Origin of the sequence: Streptomyces seoulensis (assembly GCF_004328625.1) — a bacterium.
GTDB classification, from domain to species: domain Bacteria; phylum Actinomycetota; class Actinomycetes; order Streptomycetales; family Streptomycetaceae; genus Streptomyces; species Streptomyces seoulensis.
The window spans coordinates 1007261-1028699 of record NZ_CP032229.1 but is presented as its reverse complement, the minus strand read 5'-3'; the positions used below and the strand labels follow the sequence as shown (position 1 = coordinate 1028699).

Annotated in this window: 22 protein-coding genes; 12 read left to right on the top strand and 10 right to left on the bottom strand. The window is 72.3% G+C overall.

Annotated features, from left to right (window positions below):
* Positions 1 to 254 precede the first annotated feature (254 nt).
* Together D0Z67_RS04865 and D0Z67_RS04860 are read left to right on the top strand one after the other, a co-directional pair.
* The gene (locus tag D0Z67_RS04865; RefSeq protein WP_031180075.1) at positions 255 to 1595 is read left to right on the top strand and encodes an NsdA family TPR-like regulatory protein; all 1341 of its coding nucleotides are present in this window, start codon (positions 255 to 257) and stop codon (positions 1593 to 1595) included.
* 97 nt (positions 1596 to 1692) lie between these two features.
* Positions 1693 to 2232, top strand: coding sequence for an NUDIX domain-containing protein (locus tag D0Z67_RS04860; protein ID WP_078873120.1), 540 nt, complete (start codon positions 1693 to 1695; stop codon positions 2230 to 2232).
* Here D0Z67_RS04860 and D0Z67_RS04855 read toward each other — a convergent pair.
* Complete coding sequence (locus D0Z67_RS04855) at positions 2226 to 2483, bottom strand: hypothetical protein (RefSeq protein WP_031180077.1); 258 nt, start codon at positions 2481 to 2483, stop codon at positions 2226 to 2228. The genes D0Z67_RS04860 and D0Z67_RS04855 overlap by 7 nt on opposite strands.
* 204 nt (positions 2484 to 2687) lie before the next feature.
* Positions 2688 to 3560 (bottom strand): 3-hydroxybutyryl-CoA dehydrogenase, encoded by an 873-nt coding sequence (locus tag D0Z67_RS04850; RefSeq protein ID WP_031180078.1) that lies wholly within the window; start codon positions 3558 to 3560, stop codon positions 2688 to 2690.
* Positions 3561 to 3729: 169 nt separating this feature from the next.
* Between D0Z67_RS04850 and D0Z67_RS04845 the strand changes: the two genes are divergently transcribed.
* Complete coding sequence (locus tag D0Z67_RS04845) at positions 3730 to 4980, top strand: glycoside hydrolase family 10-like protein (protein WP_031180079.1); 1251 nt, start codon at positions 3730 to 3732, stop codon at positions 4978 to 4980.
* On the opposite strand, the gene D0Z67_RS04840 is transcribed toward D0Z67_RS04845, so the two are convergent.
* Positions 4977 to 5174 carry a DUF1918 domain-containing protein gene (locus D0Z67_RS04840; RefSeq protein WP_031180080.1) on the bottom strand — a complete coding sequence of 66 codons (198 nt, stop codon included), beginning with the start codon at positions 5172 to 5174 and terminating at the stop codon, positions 4977 to 4979. The two genes, D0Z67_RS04845 and D0Z67_RS04840, sit on opposite strands and share 4 nt — an antisense overlap.
* A gap of 19 nt (positions 5175 to 5193) precedes the next feature.
* Positions 5194 to 6105 (bottom strand): DMT family transporter, encoded by a 912-nt coding sequence (locus D0Z67_RS04835; RefSeq protein ID WP_031180081.1) that lies wholly within the window; start codon positions 6103 to 6105, stop codon positions 5194 to 5196.
* On the opposite strand from D0Z67_RS04835, the gene D0Z67_RS04830 reads away from it, so the two are divergent.
* A complete protein-coding gene (locus D0Z67_RS04830; protein ID WP_031180082.1) occupies positions 6104 to 7537 on the top strand; it encodes an aminotransferase-like domain-containing protein in 1434 nt (477 codons plus the stop codon). The two genes, D0Z67_RS04835 and D0Z67_RS04830, sit on opposite strands and share 2 nt — an antisense overlap.
* 123 nt (positions 7538 to 7660) lie before the next feature.
* Entirely contained in the window at positions 7661 to 8254 is a 594-nt protein-coding gene (locus D0Z67_RS04825) for a histidine phosphatase family protein (protein ID WP_031180083.1), read from the top strand.
* Here the strand turns inward: D0Z67_RS04825 and D0Z67_RS04820 are convergent.
* From D0Z67_RS04820 to D0Z67_RS04805, 4 genes are all read right to left on the bottom strand, one after another.
* Positions 8236 to 8658, bottom strand: coding sequence for a DUF6314 family protein (locus D0Z67_RS04820; protein WP_244942365.1), 423 nt, complete (start codon positions 8656 to 8658; stop codon positions 8236 to 8238). The genes D0Z67_RS04825 and D0Z67_RS04820 overlap by 19 nt on opposite strands.
* Before the next feature lie 20 nt (positions 8659 to 8678).
* The gene (locus D0Z67_RS04815; RefSeq protein ID WP_031180085.1) at positions 8679 to 8912 is read right to left on the bottom strand and encodes a hypothetical protein; all 234 of its coding nucleotides are present in this window, start codon (positions 8910 to 8912) and stop codon (positions 8679 to 8681) included.
* A 23-nt stretch (positions 8913 to 8935) separates the two neighbouring features.
* Positions 8936 to 9805 (bottom strand): AraC family transcriptional regulator, encoded by an 870-nt coding sequence (locus D0Z67_RS04810; protein WP_031180086.1) that lies wholly within the window; start codon positions 9803 to 9805, stop codon positions 8936 to 8938.
* An 88-nt stretch (positions 9806 to 9893) separates the two neighbouring features.
* The gene (locus D0Z67_RS04805) at positions 9894 to 10583 is read right to left on the bottom strand and encodes an SAVMC3_10250 family protein (RefSeq protein ID WP_031180087.1); all 690 of its coding nucleotides are present in this window, start codon (positions 10581 to 10583) and stop codon (positions 9894 to 9896) included.
* A gap of 233 nt (positions 10584 to 10816) precedes the next feature.
* Between D0Z67_RS04805 and rox the strand changes: the two genes are divergently transcribed.
* Entirely contained in the window at positions 10817 to 12280 is a 1464-nt protein-coding gene (rox, locus tag D0Z67_RS04800; protein ID WP_051887523.1) for a rifampin monooxygenase, read from the top strand.
* Here rox and D0Z67_RS04795 read toward each other — a convergent pair.
* Complete coding sequence (locus D0Z67_RS04795; protein WP_031180089.1) at positions 12222 to 14108, bottom strand: GMC family oxidoreductase; 1887 nt, start codon at positions 14106 to 14108, stop codon at positions 12222 to 12224. The two genes, rox and D0Z67_RS04795, sit on opposite strands and share 59 nt — an antisense overlap.
* A 130-nt stretch (positions 14109 to 14238) precedes the next feature.
* On the opposite strand from D0Z67_RS04795, the gene hchA reads away from it, so the two are divergent.
* On the top strand, positions 14239 to 15111 hold the full coding sequence (gene hchA, locus D0Z67_RS04790; protein WP_031180090.1) for a glyoxalase III HchA: 873 nt from the start codon (positions 14239 to 14241) through the stop codon (positions 15109 to 15111).
* Positions 15112 to 15114: 3 nt separating this feature from the next.
* Here hchA and D0Z67_RS04785 read toward each other — a convergent pair whose 3' ends face one another.
* Positions 15115 to 15855 carry a VOC family protein gene (locus tag D0Z67_RS04785; RefSeq protein ID WP_031180091.1) on the bottom strand — a complete coding sequence of 247 codons (741 nt, stop codon included), beginning with the start codon at positions 15853 to 15855 and terminating at the stop codon, positions 15115 to 15117.
* A 148-nt stretch (positions 15856 to 16003) separates the two neighbouring features.
* Here D0Z67_RS04785 and D0Z67_RS04780 point away from each other — a divergent pair, with 148 nt between their 5' ends.
* The 5 genes from D0Z67_RS04780 to D0Z67_RS04760 all read left to right on the top strand — a co-directional run bounded on the left by D0Z67_RS04780 (position 16004) and on the right by D0Z67_RS04760 (position 21437).
* Entirely contained in the window at positions 16004 to 17068 is a 1065-nt protein-coding gene (locus tag D0Z67_RS04780; RefSeq protein WP_031180092.1) for a hypothetical protein, read from the top strand.
* A gap of 88 nt (positions 17069 to 17156) precedes the next feature.
* A complete protein-coding gene (gene argC, locus D0Z67_RS04775; protein ID WP_031180093.1) occupies positions 17157 to 18185 on the top strand; it encodes an N-acetyl-gamma-glutamyl-phosphate reductase in 1029 nt (342 codons plus the stop codon).
* Complete coding sequence (gene argJ, locus D0Z67_RS04770) at positions 18182 to 19333, top strand: bifunctional glutamate N-acetyltransferase/amino-acid acetyltransferase ArgJ (protein ID WP_031180094.1); 1152 nt, start codon at positions 18182 to 18184, stop codon at positions 19331 to 19333. The genes argC and argJ overlap by 4 nt, the downstream gene beginning before the upstream one ends.
* Positions 19330 to 20244, top strand: coding sequence for an acetylglutamate kinase (gene argB, locus D0Z67_RS04765; protein WP_031180095.1), 915 nt, complete (start codon positions 19330 to 19332; stop codon positions 20242 to 20244). The genes argJ and argB overlap by 4 nt, the downstream gene beginning before the upstream one ends.
* Positions 20241 to 21437, top strand: coding sequence for an acetylornithine transaminase (locus D0Z67_RS04760; RefSeq protein WP_031180096.1), 1197 nt, complete (start codon positions 20241 to 20243; stop codon positions 21435 to 21437). The genes argB and D0Z67_RS04760 overlap by 4 nt, the downstream gene beginning before the upstream one ends.
* The last annotated feature ends 2 nt before the right edge of the window (positions 21438 to 21439 follow it).

Genomic DNA, 21439 nt, shown 5'->3' with positions numbered 1-21439 from the left:
CGACGCGGTACCGGTTCCGCGCGGCGGCGAAGTGCGGGGCTCCGCCCGACGCCCGGGGGCGCTCGGCCGGACCGCCGCCTTGTGAGGGGGAGCGGGCGGCCCGGCCCGCCTCTGGTGAGGCGGGGACCCAAGTGAAGCGGTCCGGCCCGCGCGCCGGACAGTGCGCGCGGGGCGCGGATGCGCGCACTCCGTTCACACCCCGTGTGAAACCGTTCGCACTACGCTTACGGCACCACGTCACTCGGGGGGCCACCATGCAGCCCAACACTCTGCTCGACGCGATCCTGGACGAGGCGGGCATCTCGCACGCCGGGCTCGCCGCCCACGTCAACCAGGCGGGCCGCCGCCGGGGACTCGCCCTCAGATACGAACACACCGCCGTGGCGCGGTGGTTGAAGGGCCAGCGGCCGAGAGGCCAGGTGCCGGACCTGATCTGCGAGGTGCTCGCGGGACGGTTACGGCGCCCGGTCACGCTGGACGACATCGGTCTCGGCGTACCGGGTCAACCCGCCACCGCGCACGCCGGCTCGCTCTCCGGGTTCGTGGAGCGGGCCACCGCGCTGTGGCGCTCCGACGAACAGCAGCGCCCGCACGTCCTGGGCGCCCCCGCCGTCACCGGGACGCCCGCGGTGATGCCGGTGTGGGAGTGGGAGAACCCGCCGGAGGACGTCGACGTCTCGCGCGGGGGCCAACTGCGGGTCACCGAGGCCGACATCGGCACCCTGCGGGCGGCCCGCGCCCACTACGAACAGATGTACCGCAAGACGGGCGGGGTGGCGACCCGCACTCGTATCGTCGGCTTCCTCAACGCCGAGGCCGCGCCCCTGCTGCGCGGCAGCTACCCCGACGACACCGGACGCCAACTGCACCGCGCCACCGGCGGGTTGGTGGCCATCGCGGGCATCTGCGCCTACGACTCCGACGCGCACGGCCTGGCCCAGCGCTACTTCCACCAGGCACTGCGGCTGGCCAAGGCGAGCGGGGACCGGGGGCTCGGCGCGTACGTGATAGCGCTGCTGGTCAACCAGTCGCTGTTCATGCGGGAGTACCGGCAGGCGGTCGCCTTCGCCGAGGCCGCGCTGCGCACGGCGGGCCGTCACATCACCCCGGCGCTCGCCTCCGACCTGTACGCGATGCAGGCCAAGGCGTACGCGCACCTCGGCGACGGGGGCGGCGCGCTGTCCTGCATCCGGCGGGCGGAGTCGGCCGCCGGGCAGATCCGGCCGGGCACCGAGCCCGACGAGACGGGATACGTGCAGCCGGGGCTGGTGAACGTCCAGGTGGCCGAGGCGCTGCTGAGTCTCGGGGAGCTGTCGGCCGCGCGGGAGCACGCGGCGGCGGCCGTGGACACCCCGGCGCACGACCGGGGCCGGGTGCACCGGCTGGCGATGCTGAGCACGATCGAGCTGCGGCAGGGCAACGCCGACAAGGCGGTGGCGACGGCCGTTCAGATGGCCGAGCAGGCGCGCGGCATGGAGTCCCAGCGGCTGCGCGACCGGCTCCGTGCGGTGCGCGAGTACCTGGTGCGCTGCGGCTCGGCCGGCACGGCGGACGCGGCGGAACTGATCGACGGCGCGCTGCGCGTCCCGCTCTAGCGGGCGGGGGGCGCGCGCCGCCGAAGCGAGCGCCCTGTAGGCCGGGAATAGTCCCTGCTGCGATATTGCCACTTACTCGGCGGAAGGTGGCAGAACCGTGCAGTGGACGAAACAAAACGAACAAACTGTGTACGCGAACCGCTGGTTCAGCGTCAACCTGGCGGATGTGGAGCTGCCCGACGGCTCACATCTGGACCACTTCCTGATCCGGCTCCGTCCGGTCGCCGTCGCCACGGTGGTCAACGAGGCCAACGAGGTCCTGCTGCTGTGGCGGCACCGCTTCATCACCGACAGCTGGGGCTGGGAACTGGCCGCGGGGGTCGTGGAGGACGGCGAGGACATCGTGGCCGCGGCCGCGCGGGAACTGGAGGAGGAGACCGGCTGGCGGCCGGGGCCTCTGCACCACCTGATGAGTGTGGAGCCGTCCAACGGCCTCACCGACGCCCGGCACCACGTCTACTGGTCCGACCAGGGTGAGTACACCGGCCATCCCGTGGACGACTTCGAGTCGGACCGCCGTGAGTGGGTCCCGCTCAAGCTCGTCCCCGACATGATCGCCCGTGGGGAGGTCCCGGCCGCCAACATGGCGGCCGCGTTACTCCTGCTGCACCATCTCCGGCTCGCCGACGGTCAGTGAGCCAGCGCCTGCCAGACGGCGACGGCGAGCGCTCCCAGGGCGGTGAGCGCGGCGACCGAGGTCAGTGGCCAACGGGCGTGTTCGAGGGTCTTCACCCGGGAGTTCAGCTCGTCCAGCTCCTTGGCGGTCTCCTCGGTACGGTGACTGAGCAGTGCCAGCCCGCCTTCGACGCGCGCGTAGGCGACGTCGAGGCGGCGGCGTAACTCGGCCAGTTCTCCGTGCACCACGGCCTGCTCCGGTTCGACGGTCACGGACCCACTCCTCTCTGTGGTCGGACGGGACGACTCCGCATCCCTTGCATGCGCATGCAGAGTCAACCGCCCTGGTGGGCCCGTGGGGAGCGTGTGCGAAAGGCATATGCGAGCCCTCGGCGCACACGGAGTGTGAAACACATGGACCCGGCACTCATCCGAGTACCGGGTCCATCCGCGTTCCGCTTGTTCGGTGCGGCCCGCTCAGTACGAGTAGAAGCCCGAGCCCGACTTCCGGCCCAGCCGGCCCGCCTCGACCATGCGCTGGAGCAGCGGGGGAGCGGCGTACAGGGGCTCCTTGTACTCGGTGTACATGGAGTTGGCGATCGACACGATCGTGTCCAGGCCGATGAGGTCGGAGAGCTTGAGCGGGCCCATCGGGTGGGCGCAGCCCATCTCCATGCCGTTGTCGATGTCCTCGCGGCTGGCGATACCGGACTCGAACATGCGGATCGCGGAGAGCAGGTACGGCACCAGCAGCGCGTTGACGACGAAGCCGGAGCGGTCCTGCGCGCGGATGGCGTGCTTGCCCAGCGTCTTCTCGGCGAAGATCTGCGCCCGGCTGAGCGTGCCCTCGGACGTGGTGAGGGCCGGGATCAGCTCGACCAGGTTCTGCACCGGGGCCGGGTTGAAGAAGTGGATGCCGATCACGTGGTCGGGGCGCGAGGTGGCGACCGCCAGCTTGACCAGGGGGATGGAGGAGGTGTTGGAGGCCAGGATCGCGTCCGGGCGGGTCACCACCTGGTCGAGCACCTGGAAGATCTCCGTCTTCACCTGCTCGTTCTCCACCACGGCCTCGATCACCAGATCGCGGTCGGCGAACTCTCCCAGGTCGGTGGTGAAGCTCAGCCGGGAGAGGGCCGCGTCGCGCTCCTCCTCGCTGATCTTGCCGCGCTCGGCCGCCTTGCCCAGGGAGTTGTGCAGCCGGGTACGGCCGTACTCCAGGGCGTCGCCGGTGGTCTCGGCGACCATCACGTCCAGTCCCGCGCGTGCGCACACCTCGGCGATGCCCGCGCCCATCTGGCCGCAGCCCACGACTCCGACGCGCGAGATGTCTCCGGCTCGGAAGTCCGTCACATCGTCCCCTTCGCTGGTTCTCCGGCTCGTGCAGGGCGTCCGGTTTCGGTGCCTGCTCCGATCGTGCACGTTACCGCCAAGTATCGATGATCGATCGACGGGGTAGGGACAAGCCGTGCCTCCGGGACGATCCGTCACGGGGCGGACTCGGAGCGTGGGGGAGGCAGGAATGGCCACACGTAGGGCTACCGTCTCGCGGCGGACGCTCGCCCTGGGGGCGCTGGCGGCTCTGGCGACGGGTCCGGGCACCCCGGCGTACGCCTCCGGCCGGCATCACCGGGAGATGCGCGGGGTGTGGCTCGCCACCGTCGCCAACCGGGACTGGCCCTCGCGGCCGGGGCTCCCGCCCGAGGAGCAGCGGGCCGAGCTGACCGCCCACCTCGACCGGGCGGTGGCGGACCGGCTCAACACCGTGATCTTCCAGGTCCGGCCGACCGCCGACGCCCTGTGGCCCTCCCCGTACGAGCCCTGGTCGGAGTACCTCACCGGCACCCAGGGCCGCGACCCCGGCTGGGACCCGCTGGGCACCGCCGTGCGCGAAGCCCATGCGCGTGGCCTTGAGCTGCACGCCTGGTTCAACCCGTACCGCATCGCCAACCACACCGACCCCTCCCGGCTGACCCCGGACCACCCGGCGCGGCTGCACCCGGAGTGGGTGGTGCCCTACGGCGGCAAGCTGTACTACAACCCGGGCCTGCCCGAGGTCCGGCGCTTCGTCCGGCTGGCCATGCTGGACGCGGTCGCCAAGTACCCCGTGGACGCGGTCCACTTCGACGACTACTTCTACCCGTACCCGGTCGCCGGGCAGACCTTCGACGACGACGCGGCCTACGACGCGTATGGGGGCGCCTTCGGCGACCGGGCCGCCTGGCGGCGCGACAACATCGACCGGCTGGTACGGGAGGTCGCGGCGGGCATCCGGCGGGTGCGGCCCGGTACCCGGTTCGGGATCAGCCCCTTCGGCGTCTGGCGCAACGCGGGCACCGACCCGCGCGGCTCCGACACCCAGGCGGGCGTGCAGACGTACGACGACCTGTACGCGGACACCCGGACGTGGGTCCGCGAGCACTGGATCGACTACATCGTCCCGCAGATCTACTGGAACATCGGCTTCCCGGCGGCCGACTACGCGAAGCTCCTCGACTGGTGGGCCGCGCAGGCGGCGGGCACCCGGACCCGGCTGTACGTGGGGGAGGCGCTGTACAAGGCGGGCGCGGCGGGGCAGCCGCCCGCCTGGCAGGATCCCGCCGAACTGTCCCGGCATCTCACCCTGGCCGATGGATATCCGCAGGTGCGCGGGCATGTGTTCTTCGCCGCCCAGGACGTGGCCCGCGATCCGCTGGGCGCGATGGCACGGGTGGTCGCCGACCACTACCGCCGGCCGGCGAGACCCCCGCGCCGACCCCCGTTGTCCCGCTAGCTAGCTTCGTCCTCGTGGTGGCGGACCTGGCAGTCCGGGCCGGGCGACATGATGGCCTCGTGCCCGTCCTCGAAGCGGACGCGGTAGGGCGGTTCGCCCTCCTCGCCGATCACTTCGACCACTTCGGTGACCTGATCGTGTTGGCCGACCACTCGTCCGTGCTGGACAAGGCGGTCGCCCTTGGACGCATGCATTGTCAGGCCCTCCTCACGGTCACGACCGTTGGGTGACGGCGATGCACACGAGCACGGCGACCGCGGTCAGCGGTGCCGCCGCGGGGACGTGCTCGCCCAGTAGCAGTGCCGACCACACCAGTGTGAGCAGCGGCTGAGCCAACTGCAACTGGCTGGCGCGCGGGATGCCGACGGCCGCCATGCCCCGGTACCAGAGGAGCAGCCCGAGGAACTGCGAGCCCACCGCGACCCACAGCACCCCGGCGATCCCGTGCGCGGTGAGCCGTACCGGCTCGTGTCCCAGCGCCAGCGCGGTGCCGAGGACGCTCAGCGGCAGGCACAGCACCAGCGCCCAGCCGATGACCTGCCAGCCCGGCATCACCCGGGCCAGCCGGCCGCCCTCGGTGTATCCGGCCGCGCAGACCAGCAGGGCGCCGAAGAGATAGACGTCCGCCCTGGTCAGGGCGCCCCCGCTCTGGGTGACCGTGAAGACGGCCACGGCCGCGGCGCCGGCCAGGGCCGCCGTCCAGAAGCGGCGAGAGGGGCGTACGCCGGTGCGCAGGGCGGACACCGCGGCCGTGGTCAGGGGCAGCAGACCCACGACGACGGCCGCGTGCGCGGTGGTCGAGGTCTGGAGCGCGAGCGTGGTCAGCAGCGGGAAGCCGAGCACCGTGCCGATCCCGACCATGGCGAGCCCCGGCAGATGGCGGGCCTCGGGCAGCGGCACCCGCAGGAGCAGCAGACAGGCTCCCGCGACCAGGGCGGCGAGGACACCCCGGACCGCCACCAGCGACCAGGGTCCGAAGCTCTCCAGACCCCAGGCGGTCGCGGGGAAGGTGAGGGAGAAGGCGACGACACCGACGGCCGCCTGGCCGGTGCCCATGAACAGGGGCTCGCGGGGCGCGGTGACCGCTATCGCGCTCGTATCGGTAGCGCTACTCTGTGCTCTCATGAACGAGCGTAGCAGTGTGCTGGAGCTGGCGGAATGCCTGCGCAGGGAACTGGACCGCTACTCACTTGGTGGAAAGCTCCCGTCCAGCCGTGCCCTGGTCGAGCGGTTCCGGGTCAGTCCGGTGACCGTCTCCCGGGCGCTGGCCCGGCTCGCCGCCGAGGGGCTGGTCGTCACCCGGCCCGGCGCGGGCGCCTTCCGGGCCGGGCCGCGCGCCGCGACCCCGCCCGCCGGGGACACCTCCTGGCAGGAGGTCGCGCTGAGCGCCGACGCCGCCGGGGACGTCGTACCCCGCACCGTGGACGCCTCCGGAGTCATGGTCTCGCTGCCGGCGCCGCCGCCCGGGGTGCTGGAGCTGAGCGGCGGCTACCCGCACCCCGGCCTCCAGCCCGAGCAGGCCATGGCCGCCGCCCTCGCCCGCGCCGGACGGCGGCCCGGCGCCTGGGGGAGGCCGCCCCTGGAGGGGCTGCCCGAACTGCGGGAGTGGTTCGCGCGCGGCATCGGCGGCTCCGTCACCGCGGCCGAGGTGCTCGTCGCGGCCGGCGGCCAGTCCGCGCTGGCCACCGCGCTGCGCGCGCTCGCCCCGCCCGGCGCGCCCGTCCTGGTGGAGTCGCCCACCTACCCCGGCATGCTGGACCTCGCCCGCGCCGCCGGCCTGCGGCCCGTACCGGTGCCGGTCGACCCCGACGGCGTACGGCCCGACCTGCTGGCCGACGCCTTCCGCGCCACCGGCGCCCGGGTGTTCGTCTGCCAGCCCCTGTTCCAGAACCCGACCGGCGCCGTGCTCGCCCCCGGCCGCCGGGGCGAGGTGCTGCGCATCGCCCGCGCCTCGGGCGCCTTCGTCATCGAGGACGACTTCGTACGCCGTCTCGCGCACGCCGACGCGCCCGAACTGCCCCGGCCGCTGGCGGCGGACGACCCGGACGGTGTCGTGGTGCACGTCGGCTCGCTCACCAAGGCGACCTCGCCCAGCTTCCGGGTGGCCGCCCTCGCCGCGCGCGGGCCGGTGCTGGAACGCCTGCGCGCCATCCAGGTCGTGGACAGCTTCTTCGTGCCCCGGCCGCTCCAGGAGGCGGCGCTCGAACTCGTCGGCTCCCCGGCCTGGCCGCGCCATCTGCGGTCGCTGTCGGCCGAGTTGGCGGTACGCCGGGAGGCGATGACCGGGGCGCTCGCGCTGCACCTGCCCGAACTCGCCCTGCCGCACATCCCGTTCGGCGGCTACCACCTCTGGGCGCGGCTGCCCGAGGGCGTCACGGAGTCCGCGCTGACCGCCGCCGCACTGCGCGCGGGCATCTCCCTCACCCCCGGGCGGCCCTACTTCAGCGCCGAACCCCCGGCCGCGCACATCCGGCTGAGCTTCGCCGCCGTGGCGAGTACCGGGGACATCGCGGAGGGGGTGCGGCGGTTGCGGTCGGCGTGGGACGAAGTGCGGTGAGTTCCTCAAGTAACTTCTTTATCAAGGGTGTTGAGGCGCAAAGAGTGGTGATTTCCGGTCACCCTCTCAGCGGCCCGCGTGAGGGCTCTTGACCGGCCCCCGTCCGGGGATCACCATCACCGCATGCCACTTCGGGTGACGTTCGTGGCCGCAGCGCACGGTTCCCCGTCGCACGCGGAGCGGTTCCAGGACGACCGGCCGCTGGACCAGGCGGGCTGGGACGAGGTGCAGCGCGTCGTCGGGTATCTGCTGCCGCTCGCGGCCGCCGAGTTGCGCTACTGCTCCCCGACCCCGCGCAGCCGCGCCACCGGCGATGCGCTCGGCTATGCGCCGCTCTCCCAACTCGCCCTGCGTGACTGTGACATGGGGCGCTGGCGGGGGCTGACCCTGGCCGAGGCGATGGCCCGCGAACCGCAGGCGGTGGACGCCTGGCTCGCCGACCCGAGGGCCAGCCCGCACGGCGGCGAGTCGATGCTCGCCTTCATCTCCCGCGTGGGCGGCTGGCTCGACACCCGGCCCGGCGACGACTGGGCCCGTATCGTCGCCGTGGCCGAGCCCGCCGTGATCCGCGCGGCCCTGGTCTACGCCCTTCAGGCGCCGCCGTCCGCCTTCTGGAGCATCGACGTACGCCCGCTCTCCACGATCACGGTGGCCGGGCGTGCGGGCCGCTGGACGCTGCGGCTGGACGCGGTGTCGCCTCAGCCCTCGCGCACGTAGTCCGTGGTGAGCACGAGGTCCTTCTTCGGGCCGGCGACCCGCCACACCGAACGCCAGTGGTCCGCGTCGGTCACGGTGAACTCGCCCCGGTAGAAGTCGGCCGCGCAGGGGTGCCCGGCGATGTGCCGCCCGCTACGCAGGTCCAGGTCGTGGAAGGGGCGCCCGTCCGCGAACCGCACGTCCGCCGTGCCCGGCTCGGCGCCCGCCAGGAACCGCAGCGTCCGCGTCGCGGGCCGCGTCACGCCCTGCCAGGTGAACTCCCCGGCCTCCTCGTGCAGCAGTCCGCCGTCCAACGGCCCGAAGTCGGTGTGCCCGGCGAAGTACCCCTCGTCCGCGCCCGCCAGATCCCGCACGGTACGGGTGACCCGCCAACGCCCGGCGAGGAACCCGAGCGTATCGGCCACCGGCCACCACTCACCGCCCGTCACCGTGTCCTCCGGAAGGGCCCGTCGGGCGAGTCCGCAGGCGTCTTCCGCTCGGCCTCCGCCCGGATCTCCTGATGCGCGGCATGACCGGTCACCCGGAACGCCTCCTCGTACGCGGCCAGCACACCCCCGCCGCCACCCCGCCGCCGCACGTAGAGCGCCAGCCAGGTCAGCGCCCCGAGCACCACTGCCAGCCCACCGCACAGCATCAGGTACGGCACCCACACATCCATGCCCCGAGCTTACGGTCCACCCCTCAGCCGCCCACGGCCCCCTCCACGGGCAGCCACAGCTCCGCGAACGCCTCGCTCCCGGCCCCGGTCGGCCGTACGCGCAGGATCTCCGGGCCGGGGCGGCTCACGTACGGGTTCGACGGGAACCACTGCATGAACACGTCCCGCCACAGCGTCTGGACCGCGAGCGGCATCGGCCCGGAGACCGTGAACACCGCCCAGGTGCCGGCCGGGACGGCCAGCTCGGCCAGACCCTCCGGTGCCGGGGAGGAGGTGACCGCACCCTGGTAGTAGTCGAGTTCCGTGCCCTCGGCCCGGCTCGGGTCCAGATCGTCGCAGACCGCGACGACCCCTTCCGGCTGCTGGTCCGACAGCTTCGCCAGCCGCTCCAGGTCCTCCCGCCCGATCCCCCGGACGAAGTCGATGATCGCCTGGTTCGGCCCGGCGTGCACCAACGGCACCCGCGTCTTGTACCCGACCACGCCGAACGCCTGCTTCCGCTCGATCCGGTGCCGCATGTCACTGTTCCCTTCGACGACGAGGCGGAAGGACATCCGGGGCTGCGAGCTGAGCGTGACACCGGCCCGCCGGGCCTGGCTCGGACCGACGCCGTGCATCGCCCGGAAGGCCCTGGCGAACGCCTCGCCCGACCCGTATCCGTGCCGTACCGCGATGTCGAGCAGCGTCTCCCGCCCCGCGACCACTTCGGCCGCCGCGAGCGTCAGCCGCCTGCGCCGCACGTACTCCGACAACGGCATCCCGGCCAGCGCGGAGAACATCCGCCGCAGGTGGTACACCGAGGTCCCGGCGATCTGCGCCAGCTCCTCCACCTCGACACCCGCACCGAGCCGCAGCTCGATCCGCTCCATGGCCTGATTCAGCCGCTCCAGCACGCCCCGTTCCCTTCCCTCTGGCACCGGTAACGCTAGGCGTGCGGAAGGACCCCGCACCCGACATTCCGTGCCCGATTCCGTCGGGTACCTATAGCGCGTATTCCACCGTCAGGGGGCTTGCCACCAGGCACCGGGGTGCGGTGGCGGTCGCGGGCAGGGCCGCGGTGACGCGGGCGTAGCCCTGGGTCCAGGCCGCGGTGGGGATGTCGGGCTGGGCCGCGTCGAGAGCGGCGAGGAGGTCGCGTACGCCCCGGGCGCCCGGAGGCGCCGGGTGGCCGGCTCCGGTGAGGGTGCGCACGACTTCGCCTGCGTCCGTGACGAAGGTGGTGCACGCACTGGAGCCCTCATCGGTGGCCGTCAGGGCCGGGCCCTCGACCGAGACCGGGGTCATGCCCAGCAGATGGCGGGCCGAACCGTGCATGAGCAGGCGGCAGTCGGCCGACGGGTACTGCGGGTCGGCGCCGGGGATGGGATCGGTGAAGAGGACCAGGTCGCGGTTGGCCCGCCGGAGCGTGACGTACAGCAACGGGGCCTCGAACCACACCCATTCGCCGGGCCGGAGATCCGGCTCACCGAACCAGCGCGCCGATTCCGCCAGGTGCCCGACCACCTGGTCCAGTTGCCGCCCGCGTGCGCTCCCCGCGTCGTCCGTCGGGGCGTCGAGGTCGATCCCGCCGACGGGTGTGGTCAGGCGGAGGGCGCCGGGGCGTCGGAGCCGGCGCGGGTGCGGGATGAATTGCCGCAGCTTGGCGTCGGACAGGTAGATGAACTCGCGCAACGCCACTCCGGCTCTGCTCGCCCCCCGAAAAACACTTTCCCCCGGAAAGCACGAAGGCAAGAGGTTCGACACCTCCTGCCACTTTCAAGATATAGCGCACAGGGGCCCTTGCGGCAAGGCCCCCCAGGTGGCGCAGAATGGGCGGCCGCGGTCGGGAGTGACGGGAATGGGGTGCTCGCGGAGTTTGCACCTTTCTGTCGGCCGGTGGGTGAATTCGTTGATGGGGCGGGTTGATGTTCGATGTGATCGTGGTCGGCGGCGGGCCGACCGGGCTGATGCTGGCCGGGGAGCTGCGGCTGGCCGGAGTGGGTGTGGTCGTGCTGGAGAGGCTGGCCGAGCCGAGCCTCCAGTCCCGAGGGCGCGGCCTGCACGCGCGCAGTGTCGAGGTGATGGACCAGCGGGGCCTGCTGGACAGGTTCCTCGCGGAGAGCGAGAAGTTCCAGGTCGGCGGCCTGTTCGGCGGCATCATGAAGCCGTGGCCGGACCGGCTGGACACGGCCCACCCGTACGGCCTCGCCACCCCGCAGGCGGTCACCGAGCGGCTGCTCGGCGACTGGGTCCGCGAACTCGGCGCCGAGGTCCGGCGCGGCCAGGAGGTGGTCGCGCTGAGCCAGGACGCCGACGAGGTCACCGTGGGCCTGGCCGACGGCACCGAACTCCGCGCCCGGTACGTGGTCGGCTGCGACGGCGGCCGCAGCACCGTACGCAAGCTGCTCGGCGTCGGCTTCCCCGGCGAACCCGCCTCGGTCGAGACGCTGCTCGGCGACATGGAGGCCACGGAGGACCCGGCGACCATCGAGGCCGTCGTGGCGGAGGTCCGCAAGACGCAGCTGCGCTTCGGCCTCTCGCCCGACGTGGACGGCCAGAAGGGGGTGTACCGCGTGATCGTGCCCGCCGACGGCGTCTCGGAGGACCGCGCGGCCCCCACCATCGAGGAGTTCCGGCAGCAGCTCCGGACCGTCGCCGGCACCGACTTCGGCGTGCACTCGCCCCGCTGGCTGTCCCGCTTCGGCGACGCCACCCGGCAGGCCGAGCGCTACCGTGCCGGCCGGGTCCTGCTGGCCGGCGACGCGGCGCACATCCACCCCCCGGCCGGCGGCCAGGGGCTCAACCTCGGCGTGCAGGACGCCTTCAACCTCGGCTGGAAGCTCGCCGCCGAGGTGCACGGCCGGGCCCCGGACGGCCTGCTCGACACCTACCACGCCGAACGCCACCCGGTCGGCGCCCGCGTCCTCGCGACCACCCGCGCCGCGATGACCCTCCTCGGCACCGACCCCGGCGCCACCGCACTGCGCGAACTCTTCGCGCGGCTCATGGACTTCGAGGAGGTCAACCGCCACATCACCGGCATGATCACCGCCGTCGACATCCGCTACGACCTGGGCGAGGGCCACGAACTGGTCGGCCGGCGGCTCCGGGACGTCAAGCTCAAGCAGGGACGCCTCTACGAGCACACCCACGGCGCGCGCGGCCTGCTGCTCGACCAGACCGGCCGGCTCTCGGTCGGGGGCTGGGCGGACCGCGTGGACCATGTCGTCGACGTCAGCGACGAACTCGACGTACCCGCCGTGCTGTTGCGCCCGGACGGTCATGTCGCCTGGGCGGGGGAGAGTCAGGAGGAACTGCTCGCCCAGCTGCTCAAGTGGTTCGGGGCGCCGGATACTCCGCCAGCAGCGCCTCACTCGCCTTCTCGCTGACCAGATAGACCGCGGAGGCGATGAACAGGCCGGGGATGTCGGGGAACACCGACGCGTCCACCACCCGCAGCCCCTCCACCCCGCGCACCCGGAAGTCACCGTCCAGCACCGCCAGTCGATCGTCCTGTGTGCCGATCCTGGCGGTGCCGCACGCGTGATGCCCCCAGGACTGGGTCCGCGCCCACTCCTTGAGCTGGTCGTCGGTCCGCACCTCGGGCCCCGGCACCAACTCGCCCTGCACGCCCGCGTCCGAGGCGTTGCCGATCACCTCGCGGGCGATCCGCAACCCGTCCACCAGCCCGTCCAGATCCTCCTCCCAGCCGGGCGTGCCCTCGGAGAAGTAGCGGAACCGGATCTCGGGCGGCTCGGTGGGATCGGTCGAGCGCAGACTCACCGACCCGCCCCGGTTCTTAGTGTGGCCCTTGAGCACGACCACGCCCAGCCGGTTCCGGCCGTGGGTGCCGTCCTCGGCGTAACCGGGGTAGTAGCCGTGGAAGTCGAGGGGCATCGCCAGCAGCATCAGGTCCGAGTCCCCGTCGGAGACGCTCGACCTGCCGATGAGGGCCGCGAGTTGGCCGTTGGTGCCGTAGGGGCCGCCCCGGTCCGCGTACCACTCGCCGATCAACTCGTCCTGTTTCTCGCCGGGAAGCGGGACGTCCAGCGAGGAGCCCTCGAACAGCGGGTAGTCCTGGTCGAGTTCGGCCACCACCGACGCCTCGTACCGGTCGTGCAAGTTGCTGCCCACGCCGGGCGCGTCCACCCGTACCGGGATGCCGAGCCGCTCCAGCTCCTCGCGCGGTCCGACGCCGGACAGCATGAGCAACTGCGGGGTGTTGTAGGTGCCCCCGGCCAGGATGACCTCGTTCCGGGCGTACGCGGTCCCCTCGGCCGTCTCGCCCTCGTCCCGGTCCGCCGCGTCCGGCCGCAGCCGGCACGTACGGTCCGACGAGGCGCCGTACGCGCGGTGTTGCTCGCGGTAGGCGACGCCCACCGCGCGGTCGCCGTCGAACAGCACCCGGGTGACGAGGGTGTTGGTCCGGATCGTCAGCAGGTCCCCGACCCGGTGGCGGACCTCCAGCAGGCGCTCGCGGGTGCCGTTGCGGGTGCCGCCGTCGACGGAGACCGGGATGAAGCCCATGCCCTGGAAGTCCGGCGGGGTGTCCGCCGCGTTCGGGTCGCGGGGGAGCGGCACGTCGTCGGGGATGCCGAAGCGGTCGCGGGCGGTGCGCTCGACGGCGCCGATGATGTCGAGGAACCGGGGCTCGCGGGGCGCGAGGGAGGGCGCGGCGCGGGTCGTACCGAGCCAACCCTCCGTGCCGTGGCGGGACTTGGCGTCCCGCTCGGCCGGGGTCTCGCCGGGGAGCGGCTCGGCGTCCTGGCCCTGCCAGTTTTCCAGGCGCCGGAAGCGTTCCCGCATCGCCTCCTCGCTCCACCCCGAGTCGCCGGTCAGCTCGACCAGCCGCTGCCACTCCTTGCCCTGCGGGAACAGCATGATCAGCGCGTTGACCGTCGTACTCCCGCCGAGCGAGCTGCCGCGCGGGTACAGCACGCCGTCCTCGGCGCCGGTGAACTTGCGGTCAGCGTGCTGGGTCGCCGGGTCGTCCCAGTGGCGTACGAAGAAGCTCCACGCCATGTCGGGGTCCTCGCTGGCGAAACCCTGCATGATCGGGATCGAGTAGTACGGGCAGTCGTGTTCGTCGCCCGCCTCCAGCACCAGGACCCGGTGCCCGGCGAGGGCGAGGTTGGCGGCCAGGGGGCCGCCGCCGGCGCCCGAGCCGACGACGACGAAGTCGAATTCCTGAGCGGTCTCCGGTGGCTGCTGAGGCATCCCGTCTCCTCCACGCGCTCCCCCCGGCCACTCTGCACCCCTGGCGCCACGCCCGCCACATCGTGCGGGTGCCCGGCACGGTGTCTACGTTGGAGAGAAAGACGTTTCCCCGGCCGGCAGGAGGTTTCCCATGTCCGACGCGACCGAGTTGAGCAAGGATCCGGCTCCCGATCCGGCCGAGGACAACGCGTTCTTCCCGTCCCCGTACTCACTGAGCAAGTACACCGCGCCGAAGACCGATTTCGACGGCGTCCAGCACAAGGGCGCGTACACCGGCGGGCGGTGGAAGGTGCTGATGATCGGCACGGACGAGCGGTATCTGCTCACCGAGGACGGCAAGTTCTTCTCCACCGGCAACCATCCCGTCGAGATGCTGCTCCCGCTGCACCACATGATGGAGGCGGGCGTCGACGTCGACGTGGCCACCCTCAGCGGCAACCCCGTGAAGCTGGAGCTGTGGGCCATGCCGGAGGAGGACAAGGCCGTCATGGAGACGTACGAGGCGCTCAAACCCCAGCTGAAGCAGCCGATGAAGCTCTCCGAGGTGGTCGCGGACAAGCTGGGGCCCGAGTCGGACTACATCGCCGTCTTCATCCCCGGCGGGCACGGAGCGGTGATCGGGCTCGCGGAGAGTGAGGACGTGACCGAGACGCTGGACTGGGCGCTCGCCAACGACAAGTACGTCATCACCCTCTGCCACGGCCCGGCCGCGCTGCTCGCCGCCGCCCGGGGCAAGGACAAGTCGCCCTTCGACGGCTACTCCCTGTGCGTCTTCCCCGACGCGCTCGACACGGGCGCCAACCTGGAGATGGGCTACCTGCCCGGCCGGCTGCGGTGGCTGGTCGCCGATCTGCTGGAGAAGCAGGGCGTCGAGGTGCTGAACTCCGAGATCACCGGCCAGACCCACCAGGACCGCAGACTCCTCACCGGAGACAGCCCGCTCGCCTCCAACGCGCTGGGGCTGCTGTCGGCGGACGTGCTGGTCGAGGCGGCGAAGGAGTAGAGCTCAGTCCCGCGCCAGTACGCAGAACGCGTTTCCCTCGGGGTCGGTGAGGCAGGTCCACGGGACGTCACCCTGGCCGAGGTCGAGATCGACGGCACCGAGCGCCTTCAGCCGGGCGACCTCCGCCGCCCGGTCACCGCCGGGGTGGGGGAGAAGGTCGAGGTGGACGCGGTCGGGCGCGGTGTGCGCGGTGGGTGAGCGGAACAACTCCAGGTACGGACCCGTCCCGTCGGCCGACCGCAGCAACACGAGGTCGTCGCTCTCCCGCCGCACGGTCCACCCCGTCGCCGCACCCCAGAACCGGGCCATCGCCCGCGGCTCCACGCAGTCCACGACCACCGCCGCGATCGGCCCGGTGTCCCGGTACCGCTCCCGGGGCTCCAGCACACAGAACTCGTTCCCTTCGGGATCGGCGAGCACCACCCACGGCACGTCCCCCTGCCCGATGTCGAGACGCGTGGCCCCGTGCCCCTCCAGCCGCGCCACCAGCTCCGCCTGATGCGCCGGCGAGGCAGTGGCAAGATCAAGATGTGTACGGTTCTTCGCCGCCCCCCTGCCCTCCGGCACCGGCACGACATCCACCCCGACCACCACGGGGTCCGGCCACACCGGCCCCCCGGCCGGCCCGACATAGGTCGTCACACCGGGACTGTAGGCGGTCCATCCCAGCGCCTCCGCCCAGAACCGCCCGACCTTCGGAGCGTCAACGGCCTTGATATTGACGTGCACAGGTCGCAGTCCCATGGAGTGATCCTATGCGGCGAGCCGTATGCGTGAAGTGGGTTCTTGATCCGACCGGTTGGGGCGGCCCCCCTTGTCGGCACCCTGTGCCATCATGCGGACGCGTCCCGGGGGAGAGGGGCGCGGTTCACTGATCACCAGGGGGTGCGGGATGGGTGCGGGCACGGAGCCGGACGGTTCGTCCAGATCCGACGAGGAGTGGGAGCGGTTTCTGCGCGAGTCGGTGGCGGGTAGCGCCGACGCCCCCAAGGAGCCCTCGGCGCGAGCCCGCGAGGTGGCGGGACGGCTGCGCACGGAGCCCCGCAGGGGCCTGGACGGCCGGCGCGACCACCGACCCGCCCGGTCCAGAAGGCCGGTGGGCCGGTACGTGGTCGGGCTGCTGGCCGTCCTGGCCCTGCTCTTCGTGGCGCTCGCCCCCGGACGGGTGGTGGACCTCGTCACCGGTTCCGACGTGTCGCGCCCGGATGCCCGGCGCGCCACCGCTCAGGACCCGTTCCGCGGTTCGCCGGCGACGGCCTGGGCGAGCGGGACGGCGGGGATCACCATGCCGAAGGAGACCAAGGCGGTCGGCGGGATGAGCGCGGCCGAGGTCGGGCGGGCCCTGAACCGCAGCCGGGACTTCCTGGCCGCGTCCAGCCTGGACCGGGCGGTGTTGCGGGGCGAGCGCCCGGAGAAGGCGATCGCACTGATCAACCCGCACCAGAAGGACGTTCAGCACCTTCTGAAGACCGCCTTCCAGGCCCCGGGCGAGAAGAACGACCCCCTCCTCCTCTTCAGCCGCTTCCAGCCCTCCCGCGCCCACCTGGTCGGCGACATCGTGAAGACACGCGGCGCGCTCACCTACCGCGAGGGCGAACGCGGCGCCCTGAGGGCGACCGCCGACGTCACCTTCGTCTACCCGGTCGCCCGTCCGGGCGGCGACGAGATCCTGCGGACGATCGTCCGCCGCGAACTGGTCCTGAGCTGGGACGACCCCGACAAGGTCCACACCGAGCCGGGCACCTTCTCGGTCGTCTCCTACAACTACGACATGACCAACGGCGGCTGCGGCACCCCCACGGGCTACTTCGTCCCACCCTTCGGCCCGGACCACGACGCGGACGAGTCCGGCCGGGAGGTCGACCCGTACGACCGCGGCACGCCGTTCGGCCAGGGCGGGTCCGCCGGGTCCGCCGGGTCCGCCGGGGACGAGTGCGGGAGGGCGACGCGGTCCTGAGCCGGCCCCATCAGGCGGTCCCCTTCGCACACCTGATTGCATAAAACTGCGGCACTACGTATAGTCATGCCAGTTGAAGGAGGCTGACATGGTGGTGCGCGCGGCGGTGGCCGGGGCCAGTGGGTATGCGGGTGGGGAGTTGCTGCGGCTGCTGCTCGGGCATGCCGGGGTCGAGGTCGGGACGCTCACCGGGCACTCCAGCGCGGGCCGGCGGCTGGGGGAGCTGCAGCCGCAGCTCGCGCCACTGGCCGACCGGGTGCTGGCGGAGACGACCGCCGAGGCGCTCGCCGGGCACGACGTGGTCTTCCTGGCGCTGCCCCACGGACAGTCCGCCGCCGTCGCCGAGCAGCTCGGCCCGGACGTGCTGGTGATCGACCTGGGCGCCGACTTCCGGCTCGCGGACCCCGCCGACTGGGAGCGCTTCTACGGCTCCCCGCACGCCGGCACCTGGCCCTACGGCCTGCCCGAACTCCCCGGCGCCCGGGCCGTGTTGGAGGGGACCAAGCGCATCGCCGTACCCGGCTGCTACCCCACCGCCGTCTCCCTCGCCCTCTTCCCCGCCTACGAGGCCGGGATCACCGAGCCCGAGGCCGTGATCGTCGCCGCCTCCGGCACCTCCGGGGCCGGCAAGGCGCCCAAGGCGCATCTGCTCGGAGCTGAGGTCATGGGCTCCATGACCCCGTACGGCGTCGGCGGCGGACACCGGCACACCCCCGAGATGATCCAGAACCTCAGCGCGGCCGCCGGGGAGCGGGTGAGCGTCTCGTTCACCCCGACCCTCGCGCCCATGCCCCGGGGCATCCTCGCCACGTGCAGCGCCAGGGCGCGTGCCGGGGTCACCGCGGAGACGGTCCGCGCGGTCTACGAGAAGGCGTACGCCGACGAGCCGTATCTGCGGCTGCTCCCCGAGGGACAATGGCCGGCCACCGGCGCCGTGACCGGCTCCAACGCGGTCCAGGCGCAGGTCGCCCTGGACACCGAGACCCACCGCGTCATCGTGATCAGCGCCATCGACAACCTGACCAAGGGCACCGCGGGCGGTGCCGTACAGAGCATGAACATCGCCCTCGGGCTCGACGAGACCACCGGGCTTTCCACGATCGGAGTCGCGCCTTGAGCGTCACAGCGGCCAAGGGATTCACCGCGGCGGGCATCGCCGCCGGGATCAAGCAGAACGGCAACCCCGACCTGGCCCTCGTGGTCAACACCGGCCCCCGCCGCGCCGCCGCCGGCGTCTTCACCGCCAACCGCGTGAAGGCCGCCCCGGTGCTGTGGTCCGAGCAGGTCCTCAAGGGCGGGCAGATCAGCGCGGTCGTCCTCAACTCCGGCGGCGCCAACGCCTGTACGGGCCCCCAGGGCTTCCAGGACACCCACGCCACCGCCGAGAAGGTGGCCGAGGTCCTCGACCGCGCCCCCATCGAGGTCGCCGTCTGCTCCACCGGCCTCATCGGCGTGACCCTGCCCATGGACAAGCTGCTGCCCGGCGTCGAGAAGGCCGCCGCAGCCCTGAGCGAGCACGGCGGCGAGAAGGCCGCCCTCGCCATCAAGACCACCGACACCCACCACAAGACCGCCGTGGTGAGCCGGGACGGCTGGACGGTCGGCGGCATGGCCAAGGGCGCCGGCATGCTCGCCCCCGGCCTCGCCACCATGCTGGTCGTCCTCACCACCGACGCCGTCCTCACCGACGCCGAGCTGGACAAGGCGCTGCGCGACGCCACCAAGGTCACCTTCGACCGGGTCGACTCCGACGGCTGCATGTCCACCAACGACACCGTCCTGCTGCTCTCCTCCGGCGCCTCCGGCAACACCCCCGGCTACGACGACTTCGCCGACGCCGTCCGCGAGGTCTGCGCCGACCTCGGCCGCCAGCTCATCGGCGACGCCGAGGGCGCCAGCAAGGACATCAAGGTCGAGGTGATCAACGCGGCCACCGAGGAGGACGCCGTCGAGGTCGGCCGGTCCATCGCCCGCAACAACCTCCTCAAGTGCGCCCTGCACGGCGAGGACCCCAACTGGGGCCGTGTGCTCTCCGCCATCGGCACCACCCAGGCCGTCTTCGAGCCCGACCGGCTAAACGTCGCCATCAACGGCGTCTGGGTCTGCAAGGGCGGCTCGGTCGGCGAGGACCGCGACCTGGTCGACATGCGCTACCGCGAGGTGCACATCGTCGCCGACCTCGCCGCCGGCACCGAGACCGCCACCATCTGGACCAACGACCTGACCGCGGACTACGTCCACGAGAACAGCGCGTACAGCTCATGAGCACCTCCACGCGGAAGCACACCGCCCTGCCCAAGGCGCAGACCCTCGTCGAGGCGCTGCCCTGGCTCACCCGCCACCACGGCCGCACCGTCGTCATCAAGTTCGGCGGCAACGCCATGGTCGACGAGAGCCTCAAGGCCGCGTTCGCCCAGGACGTCGTCTTCCTGCGCCACGCCGGTCTGCGCCCCGTCGTCGTGCACGGCGGCGGACCCCAGATCAGCGCCGCGCTCGACCGGCACGGCATCGTCAGCGAGTTCAAGGCCGGCCTGCGCGTCACCACCGAGGACGCCATGGACGTCGTACGGATGGTGCTCGCCGGGCAGGTGCAGCGCGAGCTGGTCGGGCTGCTCAACCAGCACGGGCCGCTCGCCGTCGGACTCACCGGCGAGGACGCCCACACCATCACCGCGACCCGGCACCGGCCCAGGGTCGACGGCGAACTGATCGATATCGGACGCGTCGGCGAGATCACCGAGATCGACACCGGCGCCATCGAGACCCTGCTCGCCGACGACCGCATCCCGGTCGTCTCCTCTATCGCCCGCTCCCAGGACGACGGACATGTCTACAACGTCAATGCTGATACGGCGGCTGCGGCACTCGCTGCTGCGCTGGGCGCCGAAACCCTCATGGTCCTCACCGACGTCGAGGGACTCTACGAGGACTGGCCGCACTCCGACGAGGTGATCAGCCGCCTCACCGCCACCGAGCTGGAGAAGCTGCTGCCCGAACTCTCCTCGGGCATGGTGCCCAAGATGGAGGGCTGCCTGCACGCCGTACGCAACGGCGTGCGCACCGCCCGCGTCATCGACGGCCGCGTCCAGCACTCGATCCTGCTGGAGATCTTCACCGACGAGGGCATCGGCACCATGGTCGTGCCCGACGAGCCGGACACCCCGGGGGAGTCATGAGCAACGAGGAACTGACCGCGCGCTGGCAGGGCGCGCTCATGAACAACTACGGCACCCCGCGCCTGCCCCTCGTCCGGGGCGAGGGCACCGCCCTCTGGGACGCCGACGGCAAGCGCTACCTCGACTTCGTCGGCGGAATCGCGGTCAACGCCCTCGGGCACGCCCACCCGGCCGTCGTCCACGCGGTGACCGAGCAGATCGGCACCCTCGGCCATGTCTCCAACCTGTTCGTCGCCGAGCCGCCCGTCGCCCTCGCCGAGCGCCTGCTGCGGCTGTTCGGCCGGGACGGCAAGGTGTTCTTCTGCAACTCCGGCGCCGAGGCCAACGAAGGCGCGCTGAAGATCGGCCGGCTCACCGGGCGCACCCACATGGTGGCGACCGAGGGCGGCTTCCACGGCCGCACCATGGGCGCCCTCGCCCTCACCGGCCAGCCCGGCAAGCAGGAGCCCTTCCGCCCGCTGCCCGGCGACGTCACACACGTCCCGTACGGCGACCCGCAGGCGCTCGCGGCCGCCGTCACCCCGGACACCGCCATGGTGATCATCGAGCCGATCCAGGGCGAGAACGGGGTCGTGGTGCCGCCGCCCGGCTACCTCAAGGCCGCCCGCGCCATCACCGCCGCGACCGGCGCGCTGCTCGTGCTGGACGAGGTGCAGACCGGCGTCGGCCGCACCGGCGACTGGTTCGCCTACCAGGCCCACGAGGGCGTACTGCCCGACGTCGTCACCCTCGCCAAGGGGCTCGGCGGCGGACTGCCGCTCGGCGCCACCCTCGCCTTCGGCCGCGCCGCCGACCTGCTCCGGCCCGGCCAGCACGGCACCACCTTCGGCGGGAACCCGGTCGCCTGCGCCGCCGGACTCGCCGTCCTGGACACCATCGAGGACGAGGACCTGCTCGCCAACACCAAGCGGCAGAGCGAGGCCCTGCGCGCCGGGATCGAGGCGCTGGAGCACCCGCTGGTCGACCATGTCCGGGGCGCGGGCCTGCTGCTGGGTATCGTGCTCACCGGGCCGCACGCCGACGAGGCGCAGACGGCGGCCCAGGAGGCCGGGTTCCTGGTGAACGCGCCCGCCCCCGACGTCGTACGGCTCATGCCCCCGCTGAACCTGCGCGACGACGAGGTGGACGCCTTCCTCCAGGCGCTGCCCGGCATCCTCGACCGAAGCACCGAGGACGGACGACCCCGAGAATGAGA